Source organism: Pseudomonas sp. NPDC087336, assembly GCF_044744285.1.
In the GTDB taxonomy this organism is placed as follows: Bacteria; Pseudomonadota; Gammaproteobacteria; order Pseudomonadales; family Pseudomonadaceae; genus Aquipseudomonas.
Genome location: NZ_JBIUYA010000004.1, coordinates 101223 through 120385, shown reverse-complemented (window position 1 = coordinate 120385; position 19163 = coordinate 101223). Strand labels below are relative to the sequence as shown.

The 19163-nt window shown below is 60.9% G+C and carries 22 protein-coding genes; 11 read left to right on the top strand and 11 right to left on the bottom strand.

What is annotated here, in order from left to right; all coding sequences use genetic code 11:
• The first annotated feature begins 62 nt into the window (after positions 1 to 62).
• From ACIO0C_RS05540 to ACIO0C_RS05530, 3 genes are all read left to right on the top strand, one after another.
• The gene (locus tag ACIO0C_RS05540; RefSeq protein WP_401308869.1) at positions 63 to 1139 is read left to right on the top strand and encodes a DUF748 domain-containing protein; all 1077 of its coding nucleotides are present in this window, start codon (positions 63 to 65) and stop codon (positions 1137 to 1139) included.
• 177 nt (positions 1140 to 1316) lie between these two features.
• The gene (locus ACIO0C_RS05535; RefSeq protein WP_008055443.1) at positions 1317 to 2162 is read left to right on the top strand and encodes a MoxR family ATPase; all 846 of its coding nucleotides are present in this window, start codon (positions 1317 to 1319) and stop codon (positions 2160 to 2162) included.
• 18 nt (positions 2163 to 2180) lie between these two features.
• Complete coding sequence (locus ACIO0C_RS05530; RefSeq protein WP_046816791.1) at positions 2181 to 3359, top strand: VWA domain-containing protein; 1179 nt, start codon at positions 2181 to 2183, stop codon at positions 3357 to 3359.
• 118 nt (positions 3360 to 3477) lie between these two features.
• Here ACIO0C_RS05530 and ACIO0C_RS05525 read toward each other — a convergent pair whose 3' ends face one another.
• From ACIO0C_RS05525 to ACIO0C_RS05510, 4 genes are all read right to left on the bottom strand, one after another.
• A complete protein-coding gene (locus ACIO0C_RS05525; protein ID WP_401308866.1) occupies positions 3478 to 4404 on the bottom strand; it encodes a biotin-dependent carboxyltransferase family protein in 927 nt (308 codons plus the stop codon).
• The gene (gene pxpB, locus ACIO0C_RS05520; protein ID WP_401308863.1) at positions 4401 to 5105 is read right to left on the bottom strand and encodes a 5-oxoprolinase subunit PxpB; all 705 of its coding nucleotides are present in this window, start codon (positions 5103 to 5105) and stop codon (positions 4401 to 4403) included. Before pxpB ends, ACIO0C_RS05525 begins: the two co-directional genes overlap by 4 nt.
• On the bottom strand, positions 5102 to 5854 hold the full coding sequence (locus ACIO0C_RS05515; protein ID WP_401308860.1) for a 5-oxoprolinase subunit PxpA: 753 nt from the start codon (positions 5852 to 5854) through the stop codon (positions 5102 to 5104). The genes pxpB and ACIO0C_RS05515 overlap by 4 nt, the downstream gene beginning before the upstream one ends.
• A gap of 73 nt (positions 5855 to 5927) precedes the next feature.
• Complete coding sequence (locus tag ACIO0C_RS05510; RefSeq protein WP_401308857.1) at positions 5928 to 7214, bottom strand: MFS transporter; 1287 nt, start codon at positions 7212 to 7214, stop codon at positions 5928 to 5930.
• A gap of 147 nt (positions 7215 to 7361) precedes the next feature.
• On the opposite strand from ACIO0C_RS05510, the gene ACIO0C_RS05505 reads away from it, so the two are divergent.
• Positions 7362 to 8276, top strand: coding sequence for a LysR family transcriptional regulator (locus tag ACIO0C_RS05505; RefSeq protein ID WP_401308854.1), 915 nt, complete (start codon positions 7362 to 7364; stop codon positions 8274 to 8276).
• A gap of 76 nt (positions 8277 to 8352) precedes the next feature.
• Here the strand turns inward: ACIO0C_RS05505 and ACIO0C_RS05500 are convergent, their stop codons facing one another.
• Genes ACIO0C_RS05500 through ACIO0C_RS05490 form a run of 3 tightly spaced genes read right to left on the bottom strand, consistent with a single transcriptional unit; the run spans position 8353 to position 10214 of the window.
• On the bottom strand, positions 8353 to 8895 hold the full coding sequence (locus tag ACIO0C_RS05500) for a DUF2937 family protein (protein ID WP_401308851.1): 543 nt from the start codon (positions 8893 to 8895) through the stop codon (positions 8353 to 8355).
• Between the two features lie 12 nt (positions 8896 to 8907).
• Complete coding sequence (locus ACIO0C_RS05495) at positions 8908 to 9684, bottom strand: class II glutamine amidotransferase (RefSeq protein WP_401308848.1); 777 nt, start codon at positions 9682 to 9684, stop codon at positions 8908 to 8910.
• A gap of 32 nt (positions 9685 to 9716) precedes the next feature.
• Positions 9717 to 10214 carry an MFS transporter gene (locus ACIO0C_RS05490; RefSeq protein ID WP_180203018.1) on the bottom strand — a complete coding sequence of 166 codons (498 nt, stop codon included), beginning with the start codon at positions 10212 to 10214 and terminating at the stop codon, positions 9717 to 9719.
• A 105-nt stretch (positions 10215 to 10319) separates the two neighbouring features.
• Between ACIO0C_RS05490 and ACIO0C_RS05485 the strand changes: the two genes are divergently transcribed.
• Entirely contained in the window at positions 10320 to 12374 is a 2055-nt protein-coding gene (locus ACIO0C_RS05485; protein ID WP_401308845.1) for a S9 family peptidase, read from the top strand.
• 113 nt (positions 12375 to 12487) lie between these two features.
• Positions 12488 to 12961 carry a cyclic nucleotide-binding domain-containing protein gene (locus ACIO0C_RS05480; RefSeq protein ID WP_401308842.1) on the top strand — a complete coding sequence of 158 codons (474 nt, stop codon included), beginning with the start codon at positions 12488 to 12490 and terminating at the stop codon, positions 12959 to 12961.
• Here the strand turns inward: ACIO0C_RS05480 and ACIO0C_RS05475 are convergent.
• Positions 12958 to 13248, bottom strand: coding sequence for a hypothetical protein (locus ACIO0C_RS05475; protein WP_401308839.1), 291 nt, complete (start codon positions 13246 to 13248; stop codon positions 12958 to 12960). The two genes, ACIO0C_RS05480 and ACIO0C_RS05475, sit on opposite strands and share 4 nt — an antisense overlap.
• A 95-nt stretch (positions 13249 to 13343) precedes the next feature.
• Between ACIO0C_RS05475 and ACIO0C_RS05470 the strand changes: the two genes are divergently transcribed.
• From ACIO0C_RS05470 to ACIO0C_RS05455, 4 genes are all read left to right on the top strand, one after another.
• Positions 13344 to 14030, top strand: coding sequence for a spermidine synthase (locus ACIO0C_RS05470; RefSeq protein WP_401308836.1), 687 nt, complete (start codon positions 13344 to 13346; stop codon positions 14028 to 14030).
• Between the two features lie 48 nt (positions 14031 to 14078).
• Positions 14079 to 14450: a YajD family HNH nuclease gene (locus tag ACIO0C_RS05465; protein WP_007944009.1), complete on the top strand. Its 372-nt coding sequence runs from the start codon at positions 14079 to 14081 to the stop codon at positions 14448 to 14450.
• A gap of 206 nt (positions 14451 to 14656) precedes the next feature.
• The gene (locus ACIO0C_RS05460; protein ID WP_095060636.1) at positions 14657 to 15127 is read left to right on the top strand and encodes an RNA methyltransferase; all 471 of its coding nucleotides are present in this window, start codon (positions 14657 to 14659) and stop codon (positions 15125 to 15127) included.
• A gap of 80 nt (positions 15128 to 15207) precedes the next feature.
• Positions 15208 to 15585: a DUF2892 domain-containing protein gene (locus tag ACIO0C_RS05455; protein WP_401308832.1), complete on the top strand. Its 378-nt coding sequence runs from the start codon at positions 15208 to 15210 to the stop codon at positions 15583 to 15585.
• A 53-nt stretch (positions 15586 to 15638) separates the two neighbouring features.
• Here the strand turns inward: ACIO0C_RS05455 and ACIO0C_RS05450 are convergent, their stop codons facing one another.
• Both ACIO0C_RS05450 and ACIO0C_RS05445 read right to left on the bottom strand, forming a co-directional pair.
• Positions 15639 to 16868 carry a hypothetical protein gene (locus tag ACIO0C_RS05450; protein WP_401308829.1) on the bottom strand — a complete coding sequence of 410 codons (1230 nt, stop codon included), beginning with the start codon at positions 16866 to 16868 and terminating at the stop codon, positions 15639 to 15641.
• Between the two features lie 20 nt (positions 16869 to 16888).
• The gene (locus ACIO0C_RS05445; RefSeq protein ID WP_020797823.1) at positions 16889 to 17338 is read right to left on the bottom strand and encodes a YcgN family cysteine cluster protein; all 450 of its coding nucleotides are present in this window, start codon (positions 17336 to 17338) and stop codon (positions 16889 to 16891) included.
• A gap of 164 nt (positions 17339 to 17502) precedes the next feature.
• Between ACIO0C_RS05445 and ACIO0C_RS05440 the strand changes: the two genes are divergently transcribed.
• A complete protein-coding gene (locus tag ACIO0C_RS05440; protein WP_401308826.1) occupies positions 17503 to 18096 on the top strand; it encodes a nitroreductase family protein in 594 nt (197 codons plus the stop codon).
• A 57-nt stretch (positions 18097 to 18153) separates the two neighbouring features.
• Here the strand turns inward: ACIO0C_RS05440 and ACIO0C_RS05435 are convergent, their stop codons facing one another.
• The gene (locus ACIO0C_RS05435; protein ID WP_401308823.1) at positions 18154 to 19086 is read right to left on the bottom strand and encodes a D-2-hydroxyacid dehydrogenase; all 933 of its coding nucleotides are present in this window, start codon (positions 19084 to 19086) and stop codon (positions 18154 to 18156) included.
• Positions 19087 to 19163: the final 77 nt, after the last annotated feature.

Below are 19163 nucleotides of genomic sequence, written 5' to 3'. Positions count from 1 at the left end.
TCAGGTCGAACGACCGGAGGTGAGCGCAGTCAATGGCTATAGAACGCCAGAGAATTACCACCATGAAACGTCGATACCGCTGGCCGTTATGGAGCTTCGCCGGCCTCGTTGTGTTGCTGGTTACCCTGCACTTCGCCCTGCCCTACCTGGTGCGCGACTACCTCAATGACCGGCTGGCGAACATGGGTGACTACCGCGGCCAGATAGCCGACGTGGACCTGGCCCTGTGGCGCGGCGCCTACAAGATCAATGGCCTGAAAATCGTCAAGGTCGAGGGCAAGGTGCCTGTCCCCTTCGTCAATGCGCCACTGATCGACCTCTCGGTCAGCTGGCACTCCCTGTGGTACGACCACGCGGTGGTCGCCGAAGTGAAGTTCGTCAAGCCCGAGGTCAACTTCGTCGACGGTGGGGCCAACAAGAAAAACTCGCAAACCGGCGAAGGCACCGACTGGCGCGCCCAACTGGGTAAATTGCTGCCGATCACCCTCAACGAAGTGCAGATTGACGATGGCAAGGTCAGTTTTCGCAACTTCAATTCCAAACCACCGGTGAACCTGAGTGCCACCAAAGTGGACCTGAACATCTACAACCTGACCAACGTGGTCGATTCCAAAGGCAAGCGCGACGCCCGCTTCGAAGGCAAGGCACTGCTGCTGGGGCACGCCCCCCTGGAAACCACGGCCACGTTCGATCCACTGAGCAACTTCGAGGATTTCGAGTTTCGCATGCGGGCCCGGGACATTCAGCTCAAACGCATGAACGACTTCGCATCGGCCTACGGCAAGTTTGATTTCAATGCCGGCCACGGCGATGTGGTCATCGAAGCGGAGGCGAAAAAAGCCAAATTGACGGGTTATATCAAACCGCTGCTCAGGGATGTCGACGTGTTCAACTGGCAACAGGATGTGGAAAACAAGGACAAAGGGATTTTTCGTTCCATCTGGGAGGCTCTTGTCGGCGGCTCTGAAACCGTGCTGAAAAACCAGGCCAAGAACCAGTTTGCAACCCGGGTAGAGCTACGCGGCAACGTCCATCAAAAAGATATCAGCGCGTTCGAGGCGTTTTTACAGATTTTACGCAATGGTTTCATTCAGGCATTCAATGCCCAATATGAACGACCCAAGCCGGATGCCGGTTAAGATTGACTGAGTCAAGATGTGACGCTCCATTCAGAGACTGAATAAGCCGTCTGCATTCACAGTCGACCGAACTGCGCGTTATAGTCGGGGCTGACCATGTGATTGCACCTTATTGCACCTTTTATTGCACCCCGCCCTGCCTCGCTCAGGCCGGCGTTACCGTTCGAGGATTAGCAGATGAAGTTCGAAGGCACCCAGGCCTACGTCGCCACCGATGACCTTAAGCTGGCGGTCAACGCCGCCATCACCCTGGAGCGGCCGTTGCTGGTCAAGGGCGAACCGGGCACCGGCAAGACCATGCTCGCCGAGCAACTGGCCGACTCCTTTGGCGCCAAGCTGATCACCTGGCACATCAAATCCACCACCAAGGCGCACCAGGGCCTGTACGAGTACGACGCGGTCAGCCGCCTGCGCGACTCGCAGCTGGGCACGGAAAAGGTCCACGACGTTCGAAACTACCTGAAAAAGGGCAAGCTCTGGGAAGCGTTCGAGTCCGAGGAGCGCGTGATCCTGCTGATCGACGAAATCGACAAGGCCGACATCGAGTTCCCCAACGACCTGTTGCAAGAACTCGACAAGATGGAGTTCTACGTCTACGAGATCGACGAAACCATCAAGGCCAAAAAGCGCCCGATCATCATCATCACCTCCAACAACGAGAAAGAGCTGCCGGACGCCTTCCTGCGCCGCTGCTTCTTCCACTACATCGCGTTCCCGGACCGCACCACGATGCAGCGGATCGTCGACGTGCATTACCCGGACATCAAGAAAGACCTGGTCAGCGAAGCGCTGGACGTGTTCTTCGACGTGCGCAAGGTGCCGGGCCTGAAGAAGAAGCCTTCGACCTCCGAGCTGGTGGACTGGCTGAAGCTGCTGATGGCCGACAACATCGGCGAAGCGGTGCTGCGCGAACGCGATCCGACCAAGGCCATCCCGCCGCTGGCAGGCGCGCTGGTGAAGAACGAACAGGACGTGCAACTGCTTGAGCGCCTGGCGTTCATGAGCCGTCGCGGCAGTCGTTGATCATCTGGGGCAAATGCCATGCTGCTCAATCTGTTCAATGAAATGCGTGCGGCCAAGGTGCCGGTCTCGGTGCGTGAGCTGCTGGACCTGATCAACGCGCTTAAACAGCGTGTGACCTTCGCCGACATGGACGAGTTCTATTACCTGTCCCGAGCCATCCTGGTGAAGGACGAAAAGCATTTCGACAAGTTCGACCGGGCCTTCGGCGCCTACTTCAATGGCCTGGAAAAGCTCGACGATCACCTCCAGGCGTTGATCCCGGAAGACTGGCTGCGCAAGGAATTCGAACGTTCCCTGACTGACGAAGAGCGGGCGGCGATCCAGTCCCTCGGTGGCCTGGACAAGCTGATCGAGGAATTCAAGAAACGCCTGGAAGAACAGAAGGAACGCCATGCCGGCGGCAACAAGTGGATCGGCACCGGTGGCACCAGCCCGTTCGGTTCCGGCGGCTTCAACCCGGAGGGCATTCGCGTCGGCGATGCCGGCAAGCGCCAAGGCAAGGCCGTGAAAGTCTGGGACCAGCGCGAGTACAAGAACCTCGACGACTCGGTGGAACTGGGCACGCGCAACATCAAGGTCGCCCTGCGCCGCTTGCGCAAATTTGCCCGCCAGGGTGCAGCCGAAGAACTCGATATCGATGGCACCATCGACCACACCGCCAAGGATGCCGGGCTGCTGAACATCCAGATGCGCCCGGAACGGCGCAACACCGTCAAGCTATTGCTGCTGTTCGACATCGGCGGCTCGATGGACGCCCACGTGAAGATCTGCGAAGAGCTGTTCTCGGCGTGCAAGACCGAGTTCAAGCACCTGGAGTACTTCTATTTCCACAACTTCATTTATGAATCGGTGTGGAAGAACAACATGCGCCGCACCTCCGAGCGCACCTCGACCATGGACCTGCTGCATAAATACGGCGCCGACTACAAAGTGATCTTCATCGGCGACGCCGCGATGGCGCCCTACGAAATCACCCAGCCGGGTGGCAGCGTCGAGCACTGGAACGAAGAAGCCGGCTATGTGTGGATGCAGCGGTTCAAGGAGAAGTACAAGAAGCTTATCTGGATCAACCCGTATCCGAAGGACACCTGGGGCTATACCTCGTCGACCAATATCGTTCGGGATTTGATTGAGGACCAGATGTATCCGCTGACGTTGCGGGGGTTGGAGGAAGGGATGCGGTTTCTTTCCAAATAATTGCTGGCGCCTGAACTGAAGCCATCGCGGGCAAGCCCGCTCCCACAAGGATCAGCGCTGTTCACACATTTCGTGAACACCCGCTACCCCTGTGGGAGCGGGCTTGCCCGCGATGCTTTTAGGGTTTCAAAAAGCGATGCAAATACTCGACCTGCTCGCGATGCGCGACTTCCTGCACCACCGGCCGCAACCGCACCTGCGCACCCGGCAAGCACTGCGCCAGCCGCGCCAGCGCCAACGGCGTCAGTGCCCCCAACCGCGGATAACCGCCAATGGTCTGCCGATCATTGAGCAGCACGATCGGCTGCCCGTCCGGCGGCACCTGCACAGCCCCCAATGGAATCCCCTCGGAAATCATCGGCTTGCCCTGATACTGCAACGCCGTACCCAACAGGCGAATGCCCATCCGGTCGGCACGGCTGTCGAGGCTCCACACGCTGTTAAACGCATCGAACAGACTCTGCCCGCTGAACTCACCGATCTGCGCACCGAGCACCAGGTCCAACGGCGTATCAAGCCTCAGGTCCGGGCGCTGATCTGCGCTCAATTCACGCAGCAACATCAACGAATTGCCCGAATAGCTCAAACTCGCGCCTTTATCCAGCGCACGCCCCATGCCATCCAGGCCGCCGAGTTCCTCACGGACCACCGTTGCGCTGCTGCCCAACACCTTCAGCGCATCGAAACCACCCGGCGCGGCCAGATAGGCCCGGGCGCCGAGCAATGGCTGGGTGAATTGCAAACGCTGGCCTTTGTTCAGCCTGAAGCTGCGCCACGGCGCCAGCGGCTCGCCGTCCACCTTCGCCCCCAGATCGGCCCCGGCCAACGCCAGTACGCAATCGTCTTGCGCCACGACGGTGAACCCGCCGAGGGTGATTTCAATCACCGGCGCATCCAGCCCGTTACCTAGCAACCAGTTGGCCCAGGACATCGAACGCCAATCAGCCGCGCCGCCCTGGGTCACGCCCAGGTGCCTCACGCCGAAACGGCCGGCGTCCTGCAACAGGCACAGCGGTGTACTCGCTTCAATCGTCAGACGGCTCATGCCTGGGCCTCCAATGACGTGTCGTCACCGCCCAGGTTGATGAATTCGGCATGGCCCACCGCTTCGAAACGCACGGTATCGCCCGGTTGCATCAGGCTGTAGCCGTCACGGTTGCGGTCAAACAATTTGGCCGGTGTGCGGCCGATCAGATTCCAGCCGCCCGGCGATACCACCGGATAGGCAGCCGTCTGACGTTCGGCGATACCGACACTGCCGGCGGCGACTTTCTTGCGCGGTGTGCTCAGGCGCGGTGCGGCGAGTACTTCTTCCACCAGGCCCATGAACGCGAACCCCGGTGCAAAGCCCAAGGCGAACACCTGATACTCACGTTCGCTATGACGGCGGATGACGTCCTCTACCGACAATCCGCTGCGCTGTGACAACAGGCTCAGTTCAGGACCGACACTCAAGTCGTACCACACCGGCAGCACATGGCATTTGCCACGGGTGCGCGCATTGGGCGACAGGTCGATCAGCGCCTGGGCAATCAATTCCCGGGCCTGGGTCGGGCTCAACGCGGTCAGGTCGTAATGCACCATCAAGGTTGTGTAGGACGGCACCAGGTCGATCAGGTGTTCATTGAACGCCGCCCGCAGACTTTCGCTGGCCGCCAGCATCCATGGCATGTTGGCTTCGGCGATTTCATCGAACAGACGCACCATCAGGCAATCGAGCGCGACCACTTCTACCCGCAGTTTCATGACGCGCCCTGCTGATTCAGAGCGTCACGAATGCGCCGCACGGCGGCTACCGAACTGGCATTGTCGCCGTGCACGCACAGGGTGTTGGCCTGCAAGTGCAAGGCGCTGCCGTCACTGGCGGTGAGGTGATCGCCACGGGCAATGATCAACGCCTGCTCGATGATTTTCTCTGGATCGTGATGCACCGCCCCTGGCAGTTGCCGCGAGACCAGCATGCCGGCGCTGTCGTAAGCGCGGTCGGCGAAAGCTTCGAACCACAGGGTCACGCCGTACTCTTCGCCCAGCTGCTGCGCGGTACTGTTGTCGCGGGTGGCCATCAGCATCAACGGCAGACTGCGATCATAGGACGCCACCGCTTGCAGCACGGCGCGCAGTTGCGCAGGGTTGGCCATCATGTCGTTGTACATCGCGCCGTGGGGTTTGACGTAGCTGACCCGCCCGCCCTGGGCCCGGCAGATGCCGTCGAGGGCGCCGATCTGGTAATGCAGGATGTCCTGCAGTTCCTGGGCGGTATAGGCCATGGAGCGGCGGCCAAAACCGACCAGGTCCTGATAGGCCGGATGCGCGCCGATCTGCACACCGTGGCTGAGGGCCAGGCTGACGGTCTTGCGCATGATGCTCGGGTCGCCGGCATGGAAACCGCAGGCGATGTTGGCGCAATCAATGAAGGGCATGACCTCCGCGTCCAGACCCATGGTCCAGTTACCGAAACTCTCGCCGATGTCGCAGTTCAATAGCAGGCGGCTCACGATGAACACTCCTGTAGGCTTTATTCTTTTTAGCTGCCGGACATATCCGTAGGACATGCCCGCAGGTTATCAGTTACTGGGCGTCGAGTTGCTTGCCACGGGTTTCCGGCAAACTCAGGGCCGCGAGGATCACCACGCCGTAGGACACTGCCGCAAAGGCCCCGATGCCCACGCTCAGTGGCACCGTCTGGCTGAGCAGGCCGATCAGCAGCGGGAACAACGCCGCCAGCGCCCGACCGATGTTGTAGCAAAAGCCTTGGCCCGAACCGCGGATCCGCGTTGGAAACAGCTCGGTCAGGAACGAACCCATGCCGCTGAAAATCCCCGAGGCGAAGAAGCCCAGTGGGAAGCCCAGCCACAGCATCACGCCGTTGCTGACCGGCAATTGGGTATACAGCAGCACAATGGTGAACGAGCCGACGGCGAACAGGATGAAGTTCTTTTTGCGACCGAGGATGTCGGTCAAATAGGCGCTGATGACATAACCGACGTAGGAACCGACGATCACCATCGCCAGATAACCACCCGTGCCGAGTACGCTCAAACCGCGTTCGTTCTTCAGGAAGGTCGGCAGCCAGGACGTGATGGCGTAGTAGCCACCCAGCGCACCGGTGGTCAGCAGCGAAGCGCGAATCGTGGTGAAGAGCATGCCGGGGGCGAAGATCTCGTAGAACTTCGAGGGATTGCTCGGGGCCTCCTTGGCCTTGGCTTCACGGTAGATTTCCGGGTCCTTGACCAGGCGGCGAACGAAGATCACGAAAATCGCCGGCACGATGCCAAGGATGAACAGTGCGCGCCAGGCGTCTTCCGGCGGCATGATCGAGAACAGCAGCGCGTACAGGATCGCGGTCAGGCCCCAGCCCAGCGCCCAGCCCGATTGCACCATGCCCACGGCCTTGCCGCGGTCCTGGGCGCGGATCACTTCGCCGATCAGCACCGCGCCGGCCGTCCATTCGCCGCCGAAACCGAAGCCCATCAGGGTCCGTGCAATCAGCAGTTGTTCGTAGTTTTGCGCGAAACCGCAAAGGAAGGTGAAGAAGGCAAACCACAGCACGGTCAGTTGCAAGGTGCGCACACGACCGATGCGATCGGAGAGAATCCCCGCCACCCAGCCACCAATGGCCGAAGCGATCAGCGTGCTGGTGTGAATCAGCCCGGCTTCGCCTGTGGTGATGCCCCACATGGCAATCAGGGTCGGCACCACGAAGCTGAGCATCTGGGTGTCCATGCCATCCAGGCCATAGCCGATCTTGCAGCTCCAGAAGGTGCGGCGTTCCTGCTGATTGATGTTGCGATACCAGTCGAAAGGTCCGGGGCGAGCCGTGGCTTTCGGAATGGCGGTGGTGTCGGGCGCACTCATGGCAAATCTCCGCGCTGGTTTTATTGGTATTGTTCTGAGCCCCGACGACGCCTATCGTGGGAACCGGATGTGTCGATTCTTGGACGCGCCAGCCCTCTGCGTCCAACTAATAAAAACCCGCCCTAGCCATAAGAAAAACTTGATCACATGAACCTGAAGTTTCTCGAGACATTCGTCTGGGTCGCCCGGCTCAAGAGTTTCCGCCTCACCGCCGACAAGCTCTTCACCACCCAGGCGTCGATTTCCAGCCGCATCGCCGTGCTCGAAGGTGAGCTTGGGGTGAAGCTGTTCCTTCGCGACTCACGCGGTGTGAGCCTGACGCCGGAAGGCTTGAAAGTGCTCGAATACGCCGAGCAGATGATGGACACCATGCAGGCGCTCAAGCAGTCGATCGAGACCCGTTCGAGCAAGGCCGGTCGGGTGCGCATCGGCGTGATGGACACGGTGATCCACACCTGGCTGAGCCCGTTGGTGGCGCAGATGACCGATCACTACCCGCTGGTGGAAATCGAACTGGTGGCCGATACCTCGCTCAACCTCTGCGATCAGCTGCAAAAAGGCTTTCTCGATGTCATCCTGCAAACCGATCTGCTGCGCCAGGAAAGCGTGCGCAGCCTGGAACTGGCCAGCCACCCCATGGGCTGGATCGTCGCCAGCAATTCGCTCTACAACCGCGACTACTCAGGCATCGCGGACCTGGCGAACGAGCGGATCATTACCTACTCGAAAAATTCCCACCCCCATCAGGAAGTGCTCGCCCTGATGCAGGCCAACGGCGTGCTGGCGCCGCGGCTGAACTGCGTGAACTCGGTCTCGGCGATCACCCGGTTGCTGCGTGACGGCTTTGGCATCGGTGCCTTGCCGCCGGTGCTGGTGGCCGAGGAACTGGCACGGGGTGAATTGACCTTGCTGGACATCGACCAGCGACCACCGGACCTGCAAGTGGTGGTGTCGTGGCGAGTGGGCGTGGAATGGGTCGAGGAGATTGTGACGTTGTGCCAGCAGGTGCTGGAGGGGTATGCGCGTCGGGTGGGTGACAATTACATCGTTTTGCAACGTTGACCTGTAGGAGCTGGCTTGCCAGCGAAGGCGCAATGCCTGACACACCGCATCGCTTGATTCGCTGGCAAGCCAGCTCCTACAAACCGCGCAAATCCCGCTCTTCGATCGGCCGGCTCTGGCGCAGGCGCTTGCCGCCCAGCACCACCCAATCGATCAGGCGGAACAGGCACTCGATCCCGAACGACAGCAGCAACGCGCCGCTCATGCCCCAGATCATCGCCTCCGGGGTCAACAGGATCTGGTAGCTGTAGCCGTTCCAGGTTTCCTTGCGAATGTCCGGATCCGCGGCCAGCACCACTTGCAGGAAGCGGATGTACCACGGCCCTTGCATCGCCTGGAACTGCTTGTCCAACGCCACCTGGCGAGTCAGCAGGTGGCCCAGGCTGTCGGCGTCGCTGCGAAAGATCGGGTCTTCACTGGCGCGATAATGGGCGACCAGGGCCTGCATGTCGCCCTTGAAGAATTGATTGGCGGTGTTCTGGAACCCGCTCAGCCCGGCCTGCGCTTCAATCAAGTGAGCTTCGACCCGCTTGGCGTAATCATTGATGAACCCCGGCACCTGGACACCGATCAACAGGCCCGCCGCAAACAACACCAGCCGTAGATAACTGAGCAACATGGGGGAAGATCCTTATTCGGTGCGGCCCTGACTGACGCATTCACCGCGTCGCCACAGGCTCCATTGGCCTGGCTCGTAGCGGGTCCAGGTTTCATTTTCGGTCAAGGGCTCGGTGGCGATCACCGTGACCACATCGTTGGGCGTGGTTTCGGCCTGGAAGTCGACGATCACATCGACGTCCTTCAGGCGCGCTGGGCCGAACGGGGCACGACGGGTGATCTGCGCCAGTTTGGTCGAGCAATAGCAGAACAGCCAGTCGCCATCGCTGAGCAGGCAGTTGAACACGCCCTTGCTGCGATACTCGGCGCAGGCAGCGACCAGGTCCGGCAGCAGTTCTTCGACCTCCACGGGCTCAGGAAATGCAGCCCGCACGCGGTTGAGCAGGTCACAGAACGCCGCTTCGCTGTCGGTATCGCCAACGGGGCGGTAGAAGCTGGCCAGGGGCTGCAGATCCGCCAACTGGCCATTATGGGCGAAGCACCAGTTACGCCCCCACAACTCGCGCACGAACGGATGGGTGTTGGAAAGGCAGACCTTGCCGACGTTGGCCTGGCGGATATGCCCGATCACCACTTCGCTCTTGATCGGGTAGCGTTGCACCAGGTTCGCGACTTCCGACTCGCAGCTCGCCGCCGGGTCCTGGAACAGGCGCAAACCCCGGCCTTCGTAGAAGGCGATGCCCCAACCGTCCCGGTGTGGCCCGGTACGCCCACCGCGCTGCATCAGCCCGGTGAAGCTGAACACGATATCGGTCGGGACATTGGCGCTCATGCCCAATAACTCACACATGCTCAAACTCTCGCTTTATGGCAGGGGCACGGTTACAGACGGGGTTCGACGCGCATCCGCTGGGGATTGCCCGGCACCGGCGGACGGCCGTAACGATCATCGCCGGCCCCGCCGAAGGGGTGATCCTCTTCCGGCTCGTCGGCACGGATCGCGGCCTGGGCGGCAGCCGCCTGCTCTTTGCGGGCCCTGGCGCCACGCTCGAGAACGAAACGAATCGCCACGAACACCAGGTAGATACCGAAAGCGATCATGCCGTACATGAACAGGTCGGAAATCGCCCGCCACGCGTTGTTGCCGACCTTGAACAACAGGTCAAGGGCAGTGATGGCAATGGCCGGGGCCACTTTTTCCTTCACCGGGTCGATGATGGTCGGGCTGAACAGCAGCACCGCCACCAGCAGGCGCAGGGGTTCGCGCAGCCAGCGCCACATCCAGCGGGTGATGCGCATCCACACCAGCAGGCAGCCCAAAGCGGCAAAGGCGTAGAGGCCCCAAGCGATCAGATAGTCGTTCTCGGTCATGGTGTCCATGGCAAGGCAGGCAAAGAGGCGCTTATGATAACGGCTTTTCGTCCATCAGGCTCCTTCATGTAGGAGCTGACAGTCCCTATTCAGTACATTGTCCGAGAATCCTTCATGCCCCTATCCGCCAACGTTTCTGACGCCCCGATTGCCCACAAGGCCGAAGGATCCGACCCGTACGCCTGGCTGCAGGAGCGCGACAGCGCTGCGGTGCTCGACTACCTGAAGGCTGAAAATCGTTATCAGGAGGCGCAAACCGCCGATCAGGCGGGTTTGCGTGAAACCCTGTTCGAGGAAATCAAGGGCCGGATTCTTGAAACCGACCTGTCCTTGCCCTCGCCCTGGGGACCCTACCTGTACTACACGCGCACCACGGCAGGTGACGAGTACGCCCGCCACTACCGCTGCCCCCGCCCGGCCGACGACAGCCTGTTGCTCGACGAAAGCCAGGAACAACTGCTGCTGGACCCCAACGAATTGGCCAAAGGCGGCTTCTTTTCCCTCGGCGCGTTCAGCATCAGTCCCGATCACCAGCGCCTGGCCTACAGCATCGATTCCACGGGGGACGAAATCTACACGCTGTTCGTCAAGGAGTTGTCCGACGGTCGCGTCAGTGAACTGGAGTTCCAGGATTGCGACGGCAGCATGACCTGGGCCAACGACAGCCTGACCCTGTTTTTCGGCGAACTGGACGACACCCATCGCCCGCACAAGCTGTTGCGCTATCGCCTGGACGGCACGGCGGCCGAAGAAGTGTTCCATGAAACGGACGGCCGCTTCTTCATGCACTGCTACCGTTCGAGCTCCGAACAGCAATTGCTGCTGTCCGTGGGCAGCAAGACCACCAGCGAAGTCTGGGTGCTCGACGCCAACCTGCCACAAATGCCCTTCACCTGCGTAGCGCCCCGGGTGGAAAACCATGAGTACGACGTTGACCACGGCGCGCTCGATGGCCAATGGACCTGGTTCATCCGCACCAATCGCGACGGCATCAATTTTGCCCTGTACACCGCTGTCGATCGCGGCGTGGCCCCAGCCGAGGCCGACTGGCAGAGCCTGATCCCCCACAGCAACACGGTGATGATCGATGGCATGAGCCTGAATGCCGGCGCCATGACCCTGAGCCTGCGGGTCGGCGGCTTGCCGGTGATCGAAGTTCATCCCCAGGACCTGCCGAGCTATCGGGTGCAACTGCCGGACGCAGCCTACAGCCTGCACGTGCAGAACAGCCTGGAATTCGTCAGCGAGCGGATTCGCCTGCGCTACGAAGCATTGAACCGTCCGGCGCAAATCCGCCAGCTGGAACTGGTCAGCGGTGAGCAGAAAGTGCTCAAGCAAACCCCGGTACTTGGCCCGTTCGACGCCGACGCCTACGTCAGCCAGCGCCTGTGGGCCACGGCGCCCGATGGCACGCAAGTGCCGATCAGCCTGGTGGTCAAGCGCGAAGCACTTGGCAAGCCGGTTCCGCTCTACCTGTACGGCTATGGCGCCTATGGCGAAAGCCTCGACCCGTGGTTCTCCCACGCCCGCCTGAGCCTGCTCGATCGCGGCATGGCGTTCGCCATCGCTCACGTGCGCGGCGGCGGTGAACTGGGCGAAGCCTGGTATCGCGCCGGCAAGCAGGAGCACAAGCAGAACACCTTCAGCGACTTCATTGCCTGTGCCGAACACCTGATCGCCAATGGCTTTACCAACGCGCCACAGCTGGCAATCAGCGGCGGCAGTGCCGGTGGCCTGCTGATCGGGGCGGTGCTCAACCAGCGCCCGCAGCTGTTTGGCGCGGCGATTGCCGAAGTGCCGTTCGTCGATGTGCTCAACACCATGCTCGACCCGGAGCTGCCATTGACCGTCACGGAATACGACGAGTGGGGCAATCCTCAAGAGCCGGACGTTCATGAGCGGATCAAGGCCTACGCGCCTTACGAAAACGTCACCGCGCAAGCCTATCCGCCGATGCTGGTGATCGCCGGCTACAACGACAGCCGCGTGCAGTACTGGGAAGCGGCCAAATGGGTGGCGAAATTGCGCACCACAAAGACCGACAGCAATCCGCTGCTGCTCAAGACCGAATTGGGCGCCGGGCATGGCGGGATGAGCGGTCGATACCAGGGATTGCGTGACGTGGCACTCGAATATGCATTTTTGTTCAAGGTATTGGGTGTTGCCTGAGGAACTTGGCGAGATGACTCAGTCTTAAGAAAGAACTTGTAGGAGCGTGGCACGCTCCTACAAGGGATTCGTATAGTCCAGAACAACAGACACAACAAAAAAGACCGCACGACATGTCAGAACCCACCTTACTGAACAACGAAATTCGCAACTGGCTGATGGACTGCGGCCTGTTCAACCAACTGCTGCCGGCGGAATTCGCCGCTGCCTCGGGCTATTTCAACCTCAGCACCATTGCCCAGGGCGAAGAAATTTTCCACGAGGGCGATGCCGGCAGCTTCATGTGCATCATCCACACGGGCCAGGTGGCGGTGCAGAAGACCGCCAGCGACGGCCAGCAGGTGACCATCGCGACACTGCGCAGCGGTCGCTCGTTCGGCGAAATGGCCGTACTCGACGGCGAGCGGCGTTCGGCCAGTTGCGTGGCCGCGAGCAACTGCCAGTTGCTCAACCTGGGCAAGGATTCGCTGGAAAAGATGCTCAACGACGCCCCGAAAATCGCTGCCAAGATCATCCGCGCCCTCGCCGTCTCGCTCTCCAGGCGCTTGCGCATGGTTGATGGGCAATTGCTGTCGCAGCAGGTTTAAACGCCAGGCGACTTGACCTTCGGCGGGTTCTGCTCGATCCCTGGCACCGGCTGGTCCTTGGTCGGCGGACTCGGCCTCTCGATCGGCACCAACGGCGGGCCGCCACTGCCCGGGCCCACTTTAGGCAACGGTACCGGACTGATTTGCGGATAAGGCGTGGGCGTTGCAGTGCCCGGCGAACCGGGCATTGGCGCGGGACTGATCGGCGTGGTCTGTAGCGGCTGGGCCGACACTGCAGTTATCGAGAGCGCGGCCAAGGCAATGGCCGTTAGAATGGTGCGCTTCATCAATGGCTCCGTTGGCCTGGTAGTCATTTGCAGGCTACTCCCAACTGCGCCCGTTTGCCTTCCCCTGTGCTGCCATTTTTCCTCAAGTGAGCCCCATGAAACGTTTTGTTCTGCTCGATACCGCCCCTATTCCCGAGAACGGCGGTGCCCTGTGCCTGTTCGAGTACGGCGAAGATTTCGTCATCAAGATCCAGGGCGGTGACGGCGGGCAATTGATGAATACGCGCATGCACGGCTCCGAGGATGCCCTGGCCGAGATCCCCTGCCGCAAGGTCGCGGGCCGTCCGAACTCGCGGGTGTTGATCGGGGGCCTTGGCATGGGCTTCACCCTCGCCTCGGCGCTCAAGCACCTGGGCAAGTCCGCGCAAGTGGTGGTCGCCGAACTGGTGCCGGGTGTGGTCGAGTGGAACCGCGGACCGCTGGGCGAAAAGGCCGGAAACCCGTTGCAAGACCCGCGCACGGTGATTCGCCTGGAAGACGTGGCCAAGGTCCTGCAGGCAGAACCGCAAGGTTTCGACGCGATCATGCTCGACGTCGACAACGGCCCCGAAGGCCTGACCCAGAGGGCCAACAGCTGGCTCTACTCTGCCGGGGGCCTGAGCGCCTGCGCCAAGGCCCTGCGCCCCAAGGGCGTGCTGGCGGTCTGGTCGGCCAGCGCAGACCGGCAGTTTTCCGACAAACTGAAAAAAGCCGGTTTCAAGGCCGAGGAAGTGCAGGTCTTCGCCCACGGCAACAAGGGCACCCGCCACACCATCTGGATTGCCGAGAAGCTCAAGGGCTGAGCTAAACTGCGTGTATACCGTCATTAGTCATTCAACAAAGGTGAACCCATGAGTTCGTCCACCCCGACCAACACCTCCAAGCTGGACCGCATCCTCGCCGACAACCAGCGCGACAAGGAAATGGGCTACCGTGACAAGGCCCTGAAGATGTACCCGCACGTGTGCGGCCGCTGCGCCCGTGAATTCTCCGGCAAGCGCTTGAGCGAACTGACCGTGCACCACCGCGACCACAACCACGACAACAACCCCCAGGACGGGTCGAACTGGGAGTTGTTGTGCCTGTACTGCCACGATAACGAACACTCGCGTTATACCGACCAGCAGTATTTTGGCGAAGGCTCGCTGAGCACGCCGAAAATCGCCAAGGCGACGCACAACCCGTTTGCGGCGTTGGCCGGGTTGATGAAGAAGGAAGACTGAAGATCTTCATTGCCTGACCTGGCCCCATCGCGAGCAAGCTCGCTCCCACAGAGGTATCTGTCGTTCACAAATTTTGTGTATACCAGAGAACCTGTGGGAGCGAGCTTGCTCGCGATAGCAATAGCCCTGCCACCGCCAATCTCCAAACTGACCGCTGTCGCCCAATCCCCGTATAATCGCGCTTTTTTCCAAAAGGCACCCCGCTCGTGGCAGACAAACGGTACAGCTGCATTGGTTTGTATAACCCCAAATCACCGGAGAACGTCGGTTCGGTGATGCGCGCCGCAGGCTGTTATGGCGTGGCGTCGGTGTTCTACACCGGCAAGCGCTATGAGCGCGCCGCCGACTTCGTCACCGATACCAAGCGCGTCCATTACGACATCCCGCTGATCGGCATCGACGACCTGAAGAAAATCCTGCCCCTCAATTGCGTACCCGTTGCCGTTGAACTGGTCGAAGGTGCTCGCCCGTTGCCGGAATACACCCACCCGGACCGCGCGCTGTACATCTTCGGCCCGGAAGACGGCTCGCTGGACCAGGAGATCCGAGACTGGTGCGAAGACGTGGTCTACATCCCGACCACCGGCTGCATGAACCTGGCCGCGACGGTCAACGTCGTGCTCTACGACCGCATGGCCAAGGGCCTCAACACCCGCTCGGGGCCGAAATTCCGCTGAATCGCCGCACATCCGATGGAACAAGTGAGGTGCTGTGGCAGTCACCTAATCTATCCATTACCCAAGCCTGGAGTCAGATCATGAGCGAACTCAAACGCGTAGAGCGCATCGAATCCACACCGTTCCAGACCTCTTCCGAGCAGAACGTCCATGGCTGGGAACGCATCGGCTCACTGGCGGGCGGCGTAGTCATGGTCGGCAAAGGTTTGCGTCGCGGCGGCCTGTTCGGCCTGATTCAGGTGGCCATCGGCGGTGTGGCCCTGGCCCGCGGCATCACCGGCCACAGCTCGGCGAAAAGCCTGCTGGAAAAAAGCCGTCAGGACATGAACAACGTGCGGGCGAAGATTGAACGTGCGGGGGAAGAATTGAAGACGCTGAAGGCCAATGCCGAAGCGGCGACCAAAACCGCGACGGTGACGGGTAACGATTCTTTGAAGTCGCCTAAAACCGGGGTTTGATCCTTCCATATATGGAGTGAGGTTTATGGCCCCTTCGCGGGCAAGCCTCGCTCTTACAACAACTCGGTATCAAGAACTTTGGATGACTCGCCAATCACGCTCTCACTGAGCTGCACGAATTCCTTGGTATCAATGCTCCCCAGATGCATCGCCCCACGTAACACATCATCCAGCGAACGCTTGTTGCGGGTCTTCAGGCGAATCTCGCGATCCAGCTCCTGCAGCAACAGCACCGCCTTGGATACCTGCGCAGCATTGATCTGCTCGCCACGCAAACTGGTGACTTTCTGGCTGTCCTTGAGCAGCTTCCTGTGCAAGTCCTCATACCGCTCGTCACTCATACCGCCGGCCCGGCGCACCAGTTCGATGGCGTAGTACTCGGCAAACCCTTCGCTGATCCAGTCGCTGCGCTGCTGATCGTTGATCCGGCCGAACACTTGGGCCAACTCGCGCACCAATGCGCTCGTACCGCTTTCACTGACCAGCGGCAGGCGGCTATTCAGGTAAATGGATTCATGCGCCGACAGGCTGCCGCGCCACATCGGATCGTTGGCGCCGACAATCAACAACTTGGTCGGGTGACGAGGAAACACAGCTTGCACCTGCGGCCAGACAAACGTCAGCAGCGTCAGCACGTCCATGCGCCGCATGCCCTGGCCTCGTGGCGAGGTGACAGTGACTTCGGTTTCGCCCAACCGGGCGCGCCGGCTACCGAGGTGACCCGCCAGCATCCAGCCCGTGGGCCGGTCGAACAACCGGGAAACGTTATCGATGCGAAACTTGTTCTTGCCGATGCGCGGCCAGGCGGTTTCGACGCTTTGCCAGCCATTGGGCAACTCGAATTCCAGGCGTGATACCAACTCGATACCGTCCTGCTGATCGAGTTTGGCGGGCGGCACCAGATCGTCGCCGCGCATCAGCGCCCAGGCCGGGGTCATGCGCGTGTCGAAGCTGCCGCTCTTGCGGCCATGGCTGATGCGCACTCGGTAGGTCAGGCTGGACTTGTCGGTGGCCGGGCGCCAGACACCACGGGCCTGCTTGCCTTCGGTCAGCTGCCATTGGCCGTCGGCCTTGAAATCACTGTAGTGGCTGCCGTCGCCAAGGTCGAAATCCAGGCTGCGTACGGCCGAGCCCTGGGCCAGGGTCAGTCGTACCTCAGCCTGATCGCTTTGCGGCAACAGGCGCACGTGATAATCCAGATCAACCTTCTTCGTCGCCGCCCACGCGGGAGAACTCAGGGTCAATAACCCAACGGCCAGCGCCCGCCGCCATCCCACAGCCATACCCACTCCTTTGTAAAACCTTAACCCGCGCGGAAGATCAGATGATCCTCCCAATCCTCTTCGGCCACACTGCCTTCGGCTAGCATGCGCCCGGACTGGGAAATACGTTCGTGGTGCACCGCGTCGCGATCACCGCATACCAGGTGATGCCACAAGGGCAGGTCCTTGCCCTCGCTGACCAGGCGATAGCCACAGGTTGGTGGCAGCCATTTGAACTCGTCGGCCTTGCCCGGTGTGAGCTGGATGCAGTCCGGCACGGAGGCGCGACGGTTGGGGTAATCGCTGCACTGGCAGGTTTTCAAATCCAGCAGTTTGCAGGCGATGCGCGTGTAATAGACGCTGTTGTCGTCTTCGTCTTCGAGCTTTTGCAGGCAGCACAGGCCACAGCCGTCGCACAGCGATTCCCATTCCTGCTGATCGAGTTGATCGAGGGTTTTGCGTATCCAGAACGGTTCTACTTTGGCGGCCATGGTTCGAGCATCGACATCAGGTGGTGAAAAGGCCGCCAGTCTAGTGCCCGCAGCCCTGCGGGCCAAGCATTGGCGACTGTCGGTAGAACACGCTTGTCAGTTGTTGCGTCGCCAAGTAGGGTTTTGCGTCGCTCCCACCTTCAAACGTAGCAAGGAATCTCTTGATGAGTGCAAATCCACGCATTGCCGATTACGCCATCCATCCGCAGTTTACCGATCGCTGGTCGCCCCGCGCCTTCACCGGCGAAAGCATTCCTGAAGAAACCCTGCTGAGCTTCTTCGAAGCCGCACGTTGGGCACCGTCGGCGTACAACTCGCAGCCTTGGCGGTTTCTCTATGCGCGTCGCGATACGCCGAACTGGGAGCGTTACCTGGGCCTGTTGAACGAATTCAACCGCAGCTGGGCGCAACACGCCTCGGCATTGGTGATCGTGATCTCGAAAACCACCTTCACCGCGCCTGGCGCCTGCGAAGAAACCCCGGCGCTGTGGCACACCTTCGACACCGGTTCCGCCTGGGGCCACCTGGCGCTGCAAGCCAGCATCAGTGGCTGGCATACCCACGGCATGGCCGGTTTCGATCAGGAACTGACCCGCAAGGAGCTGAACATCCCTGAAGGCTACGCCCTGCATGCAGCCGTGGCCGTGGGCAAGCTGGGGGATAAAGCGACGCTGGCGGATTACCTGCAAGCGCGTGAAGAGCCAAGCCCGCGGCGGCCGTTGAACGAACTCGCCGCTGAAGGCGATTTCACCCTCTAAGGCGTGCTGAACCTGATCGTTCCCACGCTCTGCGCGGGAACGATCAGAGCCAGCTGCTCAATACCCGCGATTGAAATCCACTTCCCCGCGCAACGCTTCACCGGCCTGATACGCCCGCAAGTTCTCGACAAACAGATTCACCATGAGCGATGGCGAGGTCGGTGCCGAACTGTGCCCCGTCAGCAGCAGGCCAAAAGCCGTCCAGAACGGATGACGTTGCGGCAGCGGCTCCTGGCGACAGACGTCGATCACAGCGCCCACCAGATGCCCTTCCTTCAAGGCCTCCACCAGATCCGCATCGACCACCGCCACACCGCGCCCGACGTTGATGAACAATCCGCTCGGCTTGAACTGCTTGAACAGCGCCGCATCGTAGATATCGTGGGTGTTCGGGGTATTTGGCAGCAGGTTGACCACATAATCCACCTCACCGACCAGGCGTGGCAGATCCGCCAGCGAACCGACTTCGATGAAGGGCGCCTGCTCACGGGCTTCACTGGCGATGCCATACAGCTCAACACCAAAAGGTACGAGGAACTGCGCCACCGTCTGCCCGATATCACCGGTACCGACGATCAATACCTTGCGCCCCGCCAGGCTCTGGCCGTGACGGCTGTCCCATTTGCGCTCGACCTGGCTGACCAGCCGTGCCAGCACCTCACGTTCGTGGCCGAGCATGTAGGTGAGCACGTATTCGGCCATGACCTGACCGAAAATCCCTACCGCGCGGGTCAGGCGATAATGCCGGGGCAAGCCATCGGCCAGCAGCGGCGTGATGCCCGCCCAGGTCGACTGCAGCCATTGCGGCTGATGGCCCTGACGCAGCAGGGTCGCCAGCAAATCAGGCTGGCCAAGCCAGACCGGGCAATCGGCAGCCAGGCTCGCCAGTTCAGCGGAATCGCCGCTGGTCAGTACTTCCACATCAGGCGCCGCCTCTTGCAAAAGTCGGGCGTATACCGGGTGGTCGTGTTCAGCAATCAGGACGCGCATGCTTCAAACCTTTCGAAAAACAGTGCAGACGGCCGCCGACAGAGCCCTGCTCCGTCCCTGCAGCCATCGCCAATATC